Source organism: Streptomyces sp. NPDC059355 (assembly GCF_042752335.1).
Classification (GTDB): domain Bacteria; phylum Actinomycetota; class Actinomycetes; order Streptomycetales; family Streptomycetaceae; genus Streptomyces.
Genome location: NZ_JBHYXN010000001.1, coordinates 401,945 through 415,385, shown reverse-complemented (window position 1 = coordinate 415,385; position 13,441 = coordinate 401,945). Strand labels below are relative to the sequence as shown.

Below are 13,441 nucleotides of genomic sequence, written 5' to 3'. Positions count from 1 at the left end.
CGTGTCGAATCATTCGCCCGCCTCAGGGCGCAGTCTGCTGTACCTCGTCGTCGCCGGAGCCGCCTGGGGCACCGCCGGGGCGGCCGCCTCCCTCCTCTTCCTGGCCAGTGGTCTCGGCCCGCTCGCCCTGTCGTTCTGGCGGTGCGCCGGCGGGCTGGTGGTGCTGCTCGCGGTGCTCGCCGTACGCCGGCCCAGGGGAGTGGCGGCTGACGCCCGGGCCGCGGCGCGGCCGTCGCTGCCCTCGCTCATCGGGACCGGGCTGATGTTCACGCTCTTCCAGTCCGCGTACTTCGGCGCCGTGCGTGAGACCGGCCTGGCGGTCGGCACGGTGGTCACCCTCGGTGCCGGGCCCGTGCTGATCGCGGTCGGGGCGCGGTACTGGATGGGCGAGCGGCTCGGCCGGGGCGGCGTGGCCGCCGTCCTCGGGGCGCTCGCCGGGCTCGCCGTGCTCGTCCTGGGCGGCGGGGGCGGCGAGGTGCGGCCGCTCGGCGTGGGCTGGGCCCTGCTGTCGGCCGCCGGGTACGCCGGGATGACCCTGCGGGCCCGCTGGCTGGGGCGGCGCGGGGCGGGCGGGGATCCGCTGGTCACCACCGCCTGGTCGGTCGCGGTGGGCACGGTGTGCCTGCTGCCGCTCGCGGCGGCGGAGGGGCTGCTCCCGCACACCGCCGAAATCGGGCGGGTGCTGTGGCTGCTGGTGTACGTGGCCACGGTGCCGACGGCGCTGGCGTACGCGCTGTACTTCACCGGGGCCGCCGCGGTGCGGGCCGCGACCGTGTCCGTGATCATGCTGATCGAGCCGGTCAGCGCGGCCGTGATCGCCGTCCTGGTGCTCGGGGAGCGGCTGACCGGCGCCGTGGTGCTGGGCACCGTACTGCTGCTGACCGCGGTGGGTGCGCTGATCGCGGCGGAGGCGGGCAGGACCGGGGACGGCCCTGCGGGCGGGCCGGAGGTCCGGCCCGCCCGTGAGCCGCGTGAGCCGCGCGAGCCCGGTGAGCCGCGTGAGCCCGGTGAGCCCCGCGGGGCTCAGAGCGCGGCGAGGTAGTCCGGGGTGGCGATCCCGGGTGCCAGGTCGTCGGCCGGGATCGGGGTGCCGTGCACCGGCGAGACGGGGACCACACCCGACCAGTAGGGCAGGTCCATGTCCTCGGGCTCGTCGTTGGGGCCGCCCGTACGGAGCTTCGCCGACACCTCGTTCAGGTCCAGGCGGATCACCGCGGTGGCGGCGAGCTCCTTGGCGTTGGCGGGCCGGGAGTCGGCCGAGCGGCCCGGGACCACGTGGTCGACGAGGGCGTCGAGGGCCATCCGGCGTTCGGCCTCGTCGGTCACCTGGTACGCGGTGCCGTGCACGATCACCGAGCGGTAGTTGATCGAGTGGTGGAAGGCGGAGCGCGCCAGCACCAGGCCGTCCACGTGCGTCACGGTCAGGCAGACGGGCAGTCCCGGGTCGGCCTGACCGGCGGCCAGCAGCGGGCGCGAGCCGGTCGAGCCGTGGACGTAGAGGGTCTCGCCCACCCGCCCGTACAGGGTCGGCAGGACCACCGGGGCGCCGTCGCGGACGAAGCCGAGGTGGCAGACGTAGGCCTGGTCGAGTATCGAGTGCACCGTCTCGCGGTCGTAGCGCGCCCGCTCGCGGGAGCGGCTCGGGACGGTGCGGTCGGTGGGCTCGTAGCCGCCGCCGGTCGTCCCGGTCGCCCCGGTAGTCCCGTTCGTCTCGGGCATCTCTTGCGTGTCGGTCGTGGCGGTCATGGTGCGTTCTCCGTTGTACTAGTGCATACTGGTCTTTGTGCTAGGAGAGTATCGGATCACAGGGCGTCGCGCAGCGGATATCGCGGCGAGTGTCGAGGCGGGCATCGGATCGGGCGCGCTGGCGCCCGGAGCGCTGCTGCCTCCGATGCGGGAGCTCGCGGGTGTGCTCGGGGTGAACCCGAACACCGTGGCCGCCGCGTACCGGACGCTGCGCGAGCGCGGGGTCATCGAGACCGACGGCCGGCGGGGCAGCCGGGTCCGGGGCCGGCCGGCGAGCGCCCCGCGCGACGAGCTGCGGGTGGCGGTGCCTCCGGGCGCGCGTGACGTGGCGTCCGGGAATCCGGACCTACGGCTGCTGCCCGCGCTGGACGCGGCCCTGGCCGGGGCCGCCCGGCGGTACGCGCAGGCGCCCACGCTGTACGGGGACGACCCGGTGGTGCCGGAGCTGGAGCGGCTGGCCCGGGCGGACTTCGACGCCGACGGTGTTCCCGCCGGGCCGGTGGGGGTGACCTCGGGCGCACTGGACGGGATCGAGCGGGTGCTGGCCGCGCACCTGCGGCCGGGGGACGCGGTGGCGATCGAGGATCCGGGCTGGGGGTCCGTACTGGACCTGGCCGCGGCGCTGGGGCTGCGGGTGGTCCCGGTGGCGGTGGACGACGACGGACCGGTCGTCTCCGCGGTGGAGCGGGTGCTCGCGGAGGGCGCGCGGGCGCTGCTGGTCACGGCGCGGGCGCAGAACCCGACCGGGGCGGCCGTCGGGGCCGAGCGGGCGGCGGAGCTGCGCGCAGTGCTGGCGCGATATCCGGAGGTGCTGGTGGTCGACGACGACCACGGCCACGCCATCGTGGACCTGCCACTGCATTCGCTCGGCGGGGTGACCCGGCACTGGGCGCTGGTCCGGTCCACGGCGAAGGCGTACGGGCCGGACCTGCGGATGGCGGTGCTGACCGGCGACGCGGTGACCCTGGACCGGGTACGGGGACGGCAGCGGCTGGGTCCGGGGTGGGTGAGCCGGCTGCTCCAGTACGCGGTGGTCGAGCTGTGGACCTCGGAGGCGGTGGACCGGACGGCGGTCGCGCGCTCCTATGCGGAGCGGCGGGACGCGCTGGTCGCGGCGCTGCGGGAGCGGGGCGTGCCGGCGCACGGGCGCAGCGGGATGAACGTGTGGGTGCCGGTCGCGGACGAGACGGGCGCGGTGACGCGGCTGCTGGCGGCGGGCTGGGCGGTGGCCCCGGGCAGCCGGTTCCGGGTGGAGTCGGGTCCGGGCGTACGGATCACGGTGTCGGGCGTGCAGCCCGGCGAGGTGCCGGGTCTCGCGGCGGCGGTGGCGGCGTCGGTCCGCCGCACGACGGGCGGCCGCTTCGACTGACGCGCCCGCCCGGAACCGCCCCTGGGTCGTGTCGTCGAAGTCCCGGCTGGCCGGCGGGGCCTGGCACGCACGCTCGCCGCGTTGTCGTCGGTCATCGACAATCCGCGTCGGTACCTTCCTCCGCCTTGCGATCGCACGCACCAGGCCCCGCCGACCCCGCCCTTTCGGGCGGCCGACGCCACTCCCTGGCTGCCGCCCTCTTCCCCCGCACCCGAAGCCTCGCCGTGTCGCTGACGAAAACGCACGTATGAGCGAAGTTAGGCTGTTCGGGTACAACTCAGGGGGGACTGCGTGGACATAGACATCAAGACGTATTACGTGCGGCAAAGCGCGGGAGGTGCGAGCTCGGCCGCCGAGAAGGCGTTGGAGAACCTCCGCAAGTCCCTCGATTCGAGCGACACGGCAGCCGATGCGCACCACGGCTGGTCCTCCGCGGCGGCGTTGAAGCGGTGTGCGACCGCGTGGGAGGACCACATGGTCGACCTGGGGAAGCAGATGAACGCCATGGCCGACAACCTCCACACCACGGCCAACGCCTACGACACCACGGACGCCCAGGCGGAGGACGCCTTCGCCAGGCTTCGGCACGGCCTTGCCGACTTCGGGGGGAACTGACCCGTGGTCGCCTATCACGACCTGTACGACTGCCGCGTGGACCAGTGGCAGAAGGCCGCGGACGACTGGGTCGACCTCGCCCGGCGTTCCTCTTCCGCCTGCGAGGACATCCGCGCCCAGGGCAAGAAGCCGCTGGACGACCACTGGGCGGATGCCACCGGCAAGCAGGCCGGCCGGCGCCTGGAGGACCTCGCCGACCGTCTGGAGTCCGGCGGCGACATCATGAAGGGTGTGGCCATGGTGGTCGACGCGCTGGCCCATTCGATGGGCTTCGCCCAGCGCACGCTCTTCCACGCGGCCGAGCTGGCGCGCGAGCACGGGCTGAGCATCGAGGACGGCCGCGCGGTGGGCGCGTACACGGGCGCCGCACCCGTCGGCCCGAACGTTCCGCAGAACGTACGCGACGCCTACACCAAGGAACTGGGTGACATGGCGACGGTCAACGGGCTGATCGACGAAGCCCTGCGCGAGGCTGCCCAGGCGGACGTGAAGGCCTCCGCGGAGCTGGACAAGCTGGCGAAGACCATCAACGTCGCCGACACCTCGCAGGCGCACAACGAGATCCTGGTCGAGGCGTCCCACATCGAATTCGAGATGCTCCGGGCGGACATCCCGGCCGGGAAGGACCCGAACCTCCAGCGCGCCTGGTGGGACGGCCTGACGCCGCAGCAGCAGAAGGACCTCATGCGGGCCGACCCCGTGACCCTCGCCGACCTCAAGGGCCTGCCGCCCGAGGTCGGCCGCGAACTGCGCGGACCCGACGGGAAGATCGACCGGGTCGAGATGGTGCGGTACGCGCTCGACCACTGGGACAAGAAGGACGACCTCGATTTCAAGAACAATTGTGCGAATTTCACATCGTCGGCTCTGGAAGCCGGAGGGATGCGGAAGAAGTTCGACTTCTGGCTGGGGCCCGGCGGGGACAACGCCTGGGGGCGGGAGAGTGGTGTGGGGGTGGACAGGATCGACCGCCGGGTCTACCACTCCCGCTCGTGGGGTCTGGCCAAAGACCTGCACGGCTTCCTCCTGCACAACGGCGGTGAGGAGGTCACGCGATCGGAAGCACGCCCCGGCGACGTGATCTTCTACGAGCAGGTCGCTCCCGACCCGGACGAACCACCGGGGGAGATCTACCACGCTGCCGTGGTGACCTCGGTGACCCCTGACGGCGACGTCAAGTTGAGCCAGCACACCAGCTCGTTCCAGAACGTGAGTCTGGACAGCCGCGAGCACGTTGCCACCCGGAACCATGGTGAGCAGCGCGTCCACATCGTCCGACCGCACCCGAATTGGTACTGATGGACATTTCTTCCGCCGCCGCCTCGCCCGCCGCCTCGCAAGGCCGCACGGTCACGCCCAGCATGGTGATCACGGCACTGCTCGTGCCGGTCGTGGCCGTGCTCGGCGTGCTCTCCTCATTGCACGTCGAGGACATGGACATGGCCTGGGTGCACCGGCAGCAGGCGGCCTGTCGGCACATGCCCTTCCCGAAGGTGGAGTACGTCTTCGCATGGGCGGGGCCGGTCCTCGGGCTGTCGGCCATGGTCGTGTGCCTGCTGCTCGCCCGGTGGATCCGGCGGCGTTGTGGGGTCCGGATCTGGGACACCTGGCCGGGGCTCCTGGCGTTCGTCGTCGCCTCGCTCAACGTCGTGGCGATCCTGCTGGAACTGTTCATGCTGTGGACCACCAACACGCCCGACGGTTCGGGGCCGATCCTCGGCGACTGCGGTTAGGCGCGCCGCCCGCCTGGGCCCCGCGTCTGGGTGAGGGCCGCGCCCGCCAGGACGATCGCCGCGCCCACCGGGGTGTTCCAGTGGAGCTGTTCGCCGAGGATCAGGACGCCGGCCGTGGTGGCGATGACCGGGATGAAGTACGTGACCATCTGGGCCGTGGTCGGGCCGACCTCCGTCACCAGTCCGTACTGCATCTGCAGGGCCATCCCCGTGCCCAGGGCGCCCAGCGCGACCACCGACAGGGTCGGCCAGAGCGGGAACGAGGTGGGGGCCGAGGTGAACACGGCACTGACCACCAGCAGCTGGAGCGTGGAGAGCATCAGCTGCGCGCCGGTCAGTGCCACCGGCGAGCCCGGGACCGAGGCCAGCGTGCGCCGGACGTAGATCCAGCCGACCGGGTAGGAGAGCGAGGCGAGCAGGGCGAGCGCGGTGCCCTTCGCGTCGATGCCCGAGAAGCCCTGCCAGGCGCCGAGGACCGTCAGGACGCCGAGGAAGCCCAGGCCCAGGCCGGCGAAGCGGCGGCGCGTGGGCCGGTCCTCGGACAGGGCCACCAGTGACAGCGCCATGCCCCACAGCGGCGAGGTGGCGTTGCAGATCCCGGCCAGGCTCGACGGGATGCTCAGCTCGGCGTACGAGAACAGCGAGAAGGGGACGGTGTTGAGCAGCAGCGCCGCCACGAACAGGTGGCCCCAGGTGCGGCGGCCGCGGGGGAGCGGCTCGCGGCGGACCAGGAGTACGGCCAGCAGGGCGAGCGCTCCGGACAGCACCCGGCCGAGGGCCACCTGGAAGGGGGCGTAGGCCTCCGTGCCCACCTTGATCAGCAGGAAGCTGAAGCCCCAGACCACCGAGAGGACCGCGAAGCGGATCCGCCAGTCCACCCGGGCGGTGCGGGGGGCGGTGACCGGCGGGGAGAGGGTGGGGCCGGGGGCGGGGCGGGGGGTGGCGGGTGCGCTCATGAGGAGAACTCTGCTCTGCTCAACTACGTAGGACAAGCGAGATTTATTCGCAGTGACGACGTAGCATCGCTTACATGTTGAACCTGGAGCGCCTGCGCACCCTCGACGCCCTCGCCCGCCACGGCTCGGTCAGCGGAGCGGCCGACGGGCTCCACGTCACCACCTCCGCGGTCTCCCAGCAGATGGCCAAGCTGGAGCGGGAGGTCGGCCAGCCGCTGCTGGCCAAGAACGGGCGCGGGGTCCGGCTCACGGACGCCGGACGGCTGCTCGCCGATCACGCGGCCCGGATCATCTCCCAGGTCGAGCTCGCCCAGGCCGACGTGGAGGCCCAGCGGGGCTGCGCCGTCGGAGAGCTGCGGATCGGCGCCTTCCCGACCGCCATGCGCGGGCTGCTGCCCCAGGCGCTGACAGCCCTGCGCGCCGCGCACCCCGAACTGCGGACCCGGGTACGGGAGCAGGAACCGGAGGACAGCATGGCGGCGGTCGTCCGCGGGGACCTCGACCTGGCGCTGGCCATCGACTGGCACAACAAGCGGATGCCGGTCCCCGCCGAGCTCACGCGGGCGCACCTGCTCGACGACTCCTGCGACATCGCCGTGCCGGCCGGCCACCGGCTGGCCGACCGCGACCGGATCTCGCTGGCCGAGTTCGCCGACGACGACTGGATCTCCTGGAACGAGGGCCAGTTCTGCCACGAGTGGCTCGTGTACACGCTGCGCGGAACCGGCATCGAGCCGCGCATCGCGCACATCGCCGAGGAGCACCACACCCAGCTGGCCTTCGTGGAGGCGGGGCTCGGGGTGTGCGTGGCGCCCCGGCTCGGGCGCGGTCCGGTGCCGGCCGGGGTCCGGCTGCTGCCGGTGAGCGATGCCGTCCGGCGTCACGTGTACGTCGTCTGGCGGGCGGACGCGGACCGGCGGCCCTCGATCCGGGCCGCCGTGGAGGCACTTGGGCAGGCCGCCGCCGCGGTGGAGTAGAACGCCGGCACGTCAGAGCTTGCGGAAGTCCCAGGAGACGATCGACTCCGGGGTGAGGCGGATCCAGGCGTGGCGGCCGTCGTGCGGCATCTCCTCGAGACCGAAGTTCTTGGCCGGAAAGAGCCGTTCCGCCTCGGCCAGCTCCGGACAGGGCTCGCCCGTGCGCGGGGCCTCGCCCACGAAGGCGGCGCTGCCCGAGAGTTCGACCCCGCGCAGTTCGTCGTACGCCTCGCCCGCGTCCACGACCACCGAGATCCGCGGGTCCCCCCGCAGGTCCGACCAGCGCCGGCTGCGCGTGATCGAGTACAGCCACAGAGAGGTGCCGTCCCAGGCGAACCACAGGGCGCCCACGTGCGGACGGCCGTCCGCCGAGACGGTCGCCACCCGGCAGGTGCGCTGCTCGCGCAGGAAGGCGTCCACTTCCGCGTCGGTCATCATGATGCGGCGGCCCCGCCGCTGTGATCCGTCCATCCGTCCCACACCCCTTCACATCTGACTGAGTGTCAGGAATCATGCGGGATCGATCGCCGCCACGCCAGGGGGAGCCATGCCGGAACTCGATCCCGCCACCACCGCACTGCTCACCGTCGAATGCCAGAACGGTGTCGTCGGTGAGGAGAGCGCCCTGCCCGAGCTCGCCAAGGAGGCCCGGGACTCGGGGATGCTGGGGCGGGTGGCCGCGCTGGTCGACGCCGCGCACGCGGCCGGCGTACAGGTGCTGCACGCGATCGCCGAGCGCCGGCCGGACGGGCTGGCGGCCAACGACAACGCGCGGCTGTTCCGGGCCGCGGGGAAGCTGCCCGTCCGCCAGCTGTCCGGGAGCCGGGCCGTGGAGGTGGCGGCTCCCATCGAGGTGGCCGAAAACGACCTGGTGGTCCGACGGCTGCACGGGCTCTCCCCGATCACCGGCACCGACGTGGACGCGCTCCTGCGCAACCTCGGCATCCGCACCCTCGTCGTCGCCGGGGTCTCCTCGAACATCGCGATCCCGAACGCCGTCTTCGACGCCGTGAACCTCGGCTACCGCGTCGTCGTACCCTCCGACGCCATCGCGGGGGTGCCCGCCGCGTACACCGCCGAGGTGATCCGCAACACCCTGGCGCTCGTCGCGACGATCACCACGGCCGACGCCCTGCTGCAGCAGTGGGCCCGCCCCTGAAAAAGGGGGTGTCCCACGCGCCGGCCCCCGTAACCTGGGCGGATGCTGTCCGAAGTGATCGCGACCCGTTACGTCACGCCCTTGCGTGAGGGCGGCTCGCTCCCGGGGATCGTCGAGGCCGACGACCTCGGTACCTACGTCATGAAATTCACCGGAGCCGGCCAGGGGCGCAAGACCCTGGTCGCCGAGGTCGTCTGCGGGCGCCTGGCCCAGCGGCTGGGCCTGCGGGTCCCGCGGCTGGTGCAGATGCAGCTCGACCCCGTGATCGGGCTCGGCGAGCCCGACCAGGAGGTCCAGGAGCTGCTCAAGGCCAGCGGCGGGCTCAACCTCGGGATGGACTACCTGCCCGGGTCGATCGGCTTCGACCCGCTCGCGTACGAGGTGGACCCGGCCGAGGCGGGGCGCGTGGTCTGGTTCGACGCGCTGATCAACAACGTCGACCGGTCCTGGCGCAACCCGAACATGCTGGTCTGGCACGGGGACCTGTGGCTCATCGACCACGGCGCCACCATGATCTGGCACCACAACTGGCCCACCGCCCAGAGCGCCGCGGCCAAGCCGTACAACGCCTCCGACCACGTGCTGGCCCCCTTCGGCCCGGACGTCGCGGCGGCCGCCGCCGCGCTCGCGCCCCTGGTGACGCGGGAACTGCTCGAAGAGGTCGTCGCCGACGTGCCCGGCGAGTGGCTGGTCGACGAGCCCGGTTTCGACTCCACCGACGCGCTGCGCCGCGCCTACGTGGACGTGCTGCTGCCGCGTGCGGCCACGATCCACGAGAGGATCTCCATGGAGGCCGAGGTGAAGCCCCGGTCGGGCCCTCCCGGCTGGATCGCCGACCGCCTCGAACCCCGCCCCCGGAAGAACAAGAGCGACAACGAGTGACCAAGCGGGACGTGTTCGAGTACGCGCTGGTGCGCGTGGTGCCCCGGATGGAGCGCGGCGAGTGCTTCAACGCCGGCGTGATCGTCTACTGCCGGGCCCGCTCGTACGTGGCCGCGCGCACCCACCTGGACGAGGCCAAGCTCCTCGCCCTGGACCCGAAGGCCGACGTGGCGGGCGTACGGGCGGCCCTGCGTGCCGTGGCGGGCGTGTGCAGCGGCGGCGAGCGGGCAGGCCAGGCGGCGGGCGACGACCCGGGCCGCCGGTTCCGCTGGCTGATCGCCCCGCGCAGCACGGTGGTGCAGCCCGGCCCGGTGCACACCGGCCTGACGGCCGATCCTGAGGCCGAGGTGGAACGGCTGCTCGATCTGCTGGTCCGCTGATCGTACGGCCATCCGCGTGGTGATCCGGACGACGGCCGCCACGCCCTGTGGAGCCCTGACACCCAGTGCCGTTGACACCGGGTGCCAGGGCTCCTAGCGTCTCCTCAGCTGAAGCTACTAAGCGGTTGCTCACCCATGGGGAGCCGCTGACGAGGATTCCGAGGGCGAGGAGATCCACCATGTCCACCACCGAGCAGCGCGTCGCGATCGTGACCGGGGCGGCCCGGGGCATCGGCGCGGCCACCGCCGTGCGCCTGGCCGCCGAGGGCCGGGCCGTCGCCGTACTCGATCTCGACGAGGCGGCCTGCAAGGACACCGTCGAGGCGATCACGGCGGCCGGCGGGAAGGCCCTGGCGGTCGGCTGCGACGTCAGCGACGCGGCGCAGGTGGAGGCGGCCGTCGAGCGCGTCGCGAGCACCCTGGGCGCGCCGACCGTTCTGGTCAACAACGCGGGCGTGCTGCGCGACAACCTGCTCTTCAAGATGAGCGAGAACGACTGGGACACCGTCATGAACGTCCACCTGCGGGGTGCGTTCCTGATGTCGAAGGCCTGTCAGAAGTACATGGTGGAGGCCAAGTTCGGCCGCATCGTCAACCTCTCCAGCAGCTCGGCGCTGGGCAACCGCGGCCAGGTCAACTACTCCGCCGCCAAGGCCGGTCTGCAGGGCTTCACCAAGACCCTGGCCATCGAGCTCGGCAAGTTCGGCGTCACCGCCAACGCCGTCGCCCCCGGCTTCATCGTCACGGAGATGACCGCTCAGACGGCCGCGCGCGTGGGCATGGGCTTCGAGGAGTTCCAGGCCGCCGCGGCCACCCAGATCCCCGTCCAGCGCGTCGGCCGCCCGGACGACATCGCCAACGCGATCGCCTTCTTCACGGGCGAGGCCGCCGGCTTCGTCTCCGGCCAGGTCATGTACGTGGCCGGCGGCCCGCTCAACTGACGAGAGGCAGGCGCAGGTCATGACGGACAACAGCACGGAGCGGGCGGCGGACAGCGGCAAGGTCGCGCTGATCACCGGAGGGAGCCGGGGCATCGGCTACGGCATCGCCGAGGCGCTCGTAGCCCGCGGCGACCGGGTGTGCATCACCGGGCGCAACGAGGATGCCCTGAAGGAGGCCGTCGAGGCGCTCGGCGCGGACCGGGTGATGGGGGTCGCGGGCAAGGCCCACGACGAGGCCCACCAGGCCGTCGCGGTCGAGCGGACGATGGAGGCTTTCGGGCGCGTCGACTTCCTGATCAACAACGCGGGCACCAACCCGGTCTTCGGCCCGATCGCGGATCTGGACCTCGGCGTCGCGCGCAAGGTCTTCGAGACCAACGTGATCTCGGCGCTCGGGTTCGCGCAGCGGACCTGGCACGCCTGGCAGAAGGACAACGGCGGCGCGATCGTGAACATCGCGTCCATCGCCGGCGTCTCCGCCTCGCCCTTCATCGGCGCGTACGGGATGAGCAAGGCCGCCATGGTCAACCTCACCCTCCAGCTCGCGCACGAGATGGCGCCCCGGGTCCGGGTCAACGCGATCGCGCCCGCGGTGGTCAAGACGAAGTTCGCGCAGGCGCTCTACGAAGGCCGGGAGCAGGAGGCCGCGGCGGCCTATCCGCTCGGCCGGCTGGGGCTGCCGGAGGACATCGGCGGAGCGGCCGCTTTTCTTACATCTGCACAAGCGGAATGGATCACCGGCCAAACTCTGGTCGTTGACGGGGGAATGTTCCTCAATGCCGGAGTGCACTGATCGATAATCGGACGCATTTGCCTCCCAGAGGGAGGCAAATGCGTACCTAACATGCACGAAATCGGTCAAGTGTCACATGAAACCTGCCCATTGGATTTGTGAGGCACTGCGGTAGGGTCTGCCGCACCCCTGGCTGATCGAGGAGCGTGCACGTGTTCATCCGGACCAGATGCCTGCAGATCACTGCAGCCCTTGCGTCCATATCCCTGCTCGCCGGATGCGGTCTGCTTTCGGACGACAGCAGTGACGCCGCGAAGAGAATCGTCGTCGGCACGACGAGCGCCCCGAGCACCCTCGATCCCGCCGCGGCCTGGGACGGTTCCTGGGAGCTGTACCGGAACGTCTACCAGACCCTGCTGGCATTCCCGACGGGCTCCACCAAGCCCCAGTCCGACGCCGCCCAGACCTGCGAGTTCACGGACTCCGCGAACGAGTCGTACCGCTGCACGCTGAAAAAGGGCCTGAAGTTCTCGGACGGCGAGCCGCTCGACGCCAAGGCGGTCAAGCACTCCCTCGACCGGATCCGGACGATCAACTCCCAGACCGGCCCGAAGGACCTCTTCGGCAGCCTGGACAAGATCGAGACCCCGGACGCGCTGACGGTCGTCTTCCACCTGAAGACGCCGGACGCCACCTTCCCCTTCGTCCTCGGCTCGCCGGCCGCCTCGCTGGTCGCGCCCAAGGACTACCCGGCCGACAAGGTCCGCGAGGACGGCAAGATCACCGGCTCCGGCCCGTTCGTGCTCGACTCGTACAAGGAGGGCGCCGAGGCGGTCCTCGGCAAGAACGCCTCCTACAACGGCTTCGCGAACCGGCGCAACGACGGCGTGACCATCCGCTACTTCGCGGACTCCACCAAGATGGTCGCCGCGCTCAAGGCCAAGGAGATCGACGCCACCTACCGCGGTCTCTCCGCCCCCGAGATCAAGGACCTGCAGACCCCCGCCGCGCACTCGGAGGGCGTCCAGGTCGTCGAGAACGTCGGCGCCGAGATCCGCTACCTGGTCTTCAACCCCAAGGACCCGCAGGTCGCCAAGTTGCCCGTGCGCCAGGCCATCGCCCAGATCGTCGACCGCGGCGCGATCGTCTCCAAGGTCTACCAGGGCACCGCCGAACCGCTGTACTCGATGGTCCCCAAGGGGGTCGTGGGCCACAAGACGCCCTTCTACGACAAGTACGGCCAGGCCGACGTCAAGAAGGCCCAGAAACTCCTCAAGGACGCCGGGATCCCCACGCCGGTGGACCTGACCTTCTGGTACACCACCGACCGCTACGGCGCCTCCACCGCCGACGAGTTCACCGAGCTCAAGCGCCAGCTGGACGAGAGCGGCCTCTTCCGGGTCACCCTGCGCGGCCAGCCCTGGAAGGTGTTCCAGGTCGGCTACAAGAACGGCGAGTACCCGGTCTTCGGCCGCGGCTGGTTCCCCGACTTCCCGGACCCGGACAACTTCATCGCGCCGTTCGTCGGCAAGGAGAACGCGGTCGGCACCCCGTACGAGCCCAACGAGATCCTCACCGACCTGCTGCCCAAGTCCCGCCGCGAGAGCGACCGCTCGGCCGGCGTGCGCGAGTTCGAGCAGGCCCAGCAGATCTTCGCCGAGGACGTCCGGCTGCTGCCGCTGTGGCAGGGCAAGCTGTACGTCGCCGCCCGCGAGGACATCGCCGGCGCCGAGCGGGCCCTCGACCCCCAGACCGCCATGCAGATGTGGGAGCTCTACCGCAAGACCAGCTGGTAGCCGGCCCGCCTTCCCGGCGCCCGCCGTACCCACGCCGCATCCGCAGGTGCCTCCGGGCGCCCGCGGATGCGGCGTTGTCAGTGGCCCCCGGTAGGTTCTGGAGCTGTTGCACGACGCAGTTGCGCGAAACTTGTACCGGAGGTTGTAGACGTGA

Annotated in this window: 15 protein-coding genes; 12 read left to right on the top strand and 3 right to left on the bottom strand. The window is 71.6% G+C overall.

The features are described 5' to 3' along the window. Position 1 precedes the first annotated feature (1 nt). Positions 2-1,042 carry a DMT family transporter gene (locus ACFXGI_RS01900; protein WP_384701747.1) on the top strand — a complete coding sequence of 347 codons (1,041 nt, stop codon included), beginning with the start codon at positions 2-4 and terminating at the stop codon, positions 1,040-1,042. On the opposite strand, the gene ACFXGI_RS01895 is transcribed toward ACFXGI_RS01900, so the two are convergent. Next, positions 1,024-1,719: a pyridoxamine 5'-phosphate oxidase family protein gene (locus ACFXGI_RS01895; RefSeq protein WP_384701865.1), complete on the bottom strand. Its 696-nt coding sequence runs from the start codon at positions 1,717-1,719 to the stop codon at positions 1,024-1,026. The genes ACFXGI_RS01900 and ACFXGI_RS01895 overlap by 19 nt on opposite strands. Before the next feature lie 64 nt (positions 1,720-1,783). Here ACFXGI_RS01895 and ACFXGI_RS01890 point away from each other — a divergent pair, with 64 nt between their 5' ends. The 4 genes from ACFXGI_RS01890 to ACFXGI_RS01875 all read left to right on the top strand — a co-directional run bounded on the left by ACFXGI_RS01890 (position 1,784) and on the right by ACFXGI_RS01875 (position 5,463). Continuing rightward, positions 1,784-3,115 carry an aminotransferase class I/II-fold pyridoxal phosphate-dependent enzyme gene (locus ACFXGI_RS01890; RefSeq protein ID WP_384701744.1) on the top strand — a complete coding sequence of 444 codons (1,332 nt, stop codon included), beginning with the start codon at positions 1,784-1,786 and terminating at the stop codon, positions 3,113-3,115. Positions 3,116-3,406: 291 nt separating this feature from the next. Beyond that, positions 3,407-3,730, top strand: a complete 324-nt coding sequence (locus ACFXGI_RS01885; RefSeq protein WP_384701740.1) for a hypothetical protein — start codon at positions 3,407-3,409, stop codon at positions 3,728-3,730. Between the two features lie 3 nt (positions 3,731-3,733). Then, positions 3,734-5,029 (top strand): amidase domain-containing protein, encoded by a 1,296-nt coding sequence (locus tag ACFXGI_RS01880; protein ID WP_384701737.1) that lies wholly within the window; start codon positions 3,734-3,736, stop codon positions 5,027-5,029. After that, on the top strand, positions 5,029-5,463 hold the full coding sequence (locus ACFXGI_RS01875; RefSeq protein ID WP_384701734.1) for a hypothetical protein: 435 nt from the start codon (positions 5,029-5,031) through the stop codon (positions 5,461-5,463). The genes ACFXGI_RS01880 and ACFXGI_RS01875 overlap by 1 nt, the downstream gene beginning before the upstream one ends. Here ACFXGI_RS01875 and ACFXGI_RS01870 read toward each other — a convergent pair. Beyond that, entirely contained in the window at positions 5,460-6,419 is a 960-nt protein-coding gene (locus tag ACFXGI_RS01870) for a DMT family transporter (RefSeq protein ID WP_384701731.1), read from the bottom strand. The two genes, ACFXGI_RS01875 and ACFXGI_RS01870, sit on opposite strands and share 4 nt — an antisense overlap. A 74-nt stretch (positions 6,420-6,493) precedes the next feature. Between ACFXGI_RS01870 and ACFXGI_RS01865 the strand changes: the two genes are divergently transcribed. Continuing rightward, positions 6,494-7,396, top strand: a complete 903-nt coding sequence (locus tag ACFXGI_RS01865) for a LysR substrate-binding domain-containing protein (protein WP_384701728.1) — start codon at positions 6,494-6,496, stop codon at positions 7,394-7,396. A gap of 12 nt (positions 7,397-7,408) precedes the next feature. On the opposite strand, the gene ACFXGI_RS01860 is transcribed toward ACFXGI_RS01865, so the two are convergent. Next, positions 7,409-7,867 carry a pyridoxamine 5'-phosphate oxidase family protein gene (locus ACFXGI_RS01860; protein ID WP_384701725.1) on the bottom strand — a complete coding sequence of 153 codons (459 nt, stop codon included), beginning with the start codon at positions 7,865-7,867 and terminating at the stop codon, positions 7,409-7,411. A 76-nt stretch (positions 7,868-7,943) separates the two neighbouring features. On the opposite strand from ACFXGI_RS01860, the gene ACFXGI_RS01855 reads away from it, so the two are divergent. From ACFXGI_RS01855 to ACFXGI_RS01830, 6 genes are all read left to right on the top strand, one after another. Next, positions 7,944-8,555, top strand: a complete 612-nt coding sequence (locus ACFXGI_RS01855) for an isochorismatase family protein (protein WP_384701722.1) — start codon at positions 7,944-7,946, stop codon at positions 8,553-8,555. A gap of 42 nt (positions 8,556-8,597) precedes the next feature. Then, on the top strand, positions 8,598-9,437 hold the full coding sequence (locus tag ACFXGI_RS01850; RefSeq protein WP_384701719.1) for a HipA family kinase: 840 nt from the start codon (positions 8,598-8,600) through the stop codon (positions 9,435-9,437). Then, on the top strand, positions 9,434-9,817 hold the full coding sequence (locus ACFXGI_RS01845) for a DUF3037 domain-containing protein (RefSeq protein ID WP_384701716.1): 384 nt from the start codon (positions 9,434-9,436) through the stop codon (positions 9,815-9,817). The genes ACFXGI_RS01850 and ACFXGI_RS01845 overlap by 4 nt, the downstream gene beginning before the upstream one ends. Before the next feature lie 179 nt (positions 9,818-9,996). Further along, the gene (gene fabG / locus ACFXGI_RS01840) at positions 9,997-10,758 is read left to right on the top strand and encodes a 3-oxoacyl-ACP reductase FabG (RefSeq protein ID WP_030860786.1); all 762 of its coding nucleotides are present in this window, start codon (positions 9,997-9,999) and stop codon (positions 10,756-10,758) included. 19 nt (positions 10,759-10,777) lie between these two features. Then, entirely contained in the window at positions 10,778-11,551 is a 774-nt protein-coding gene (locus tag ACFXGI_RS01835) for an SDR family oxidoreductase (protein ID WP_030860785.1), read from the top strand. Positions 11,552-11,703: 152 nt separating this feature from the next. Continuing rightward, positions 11,704-13,287 (top strand): ABC transporter substrate-binding protein, encoded by a 1,584-nt coding sequence (locus ACFXGI_RS01830; RefSeq protein ID WP_384701712.1) that lies wholly within the window; start codon positions 11,704-11,706, stop codon positions 13,285-13,287. The last annotated feature ends 154 nt before the right edge of the window (positions 13,288-13,441 follow it).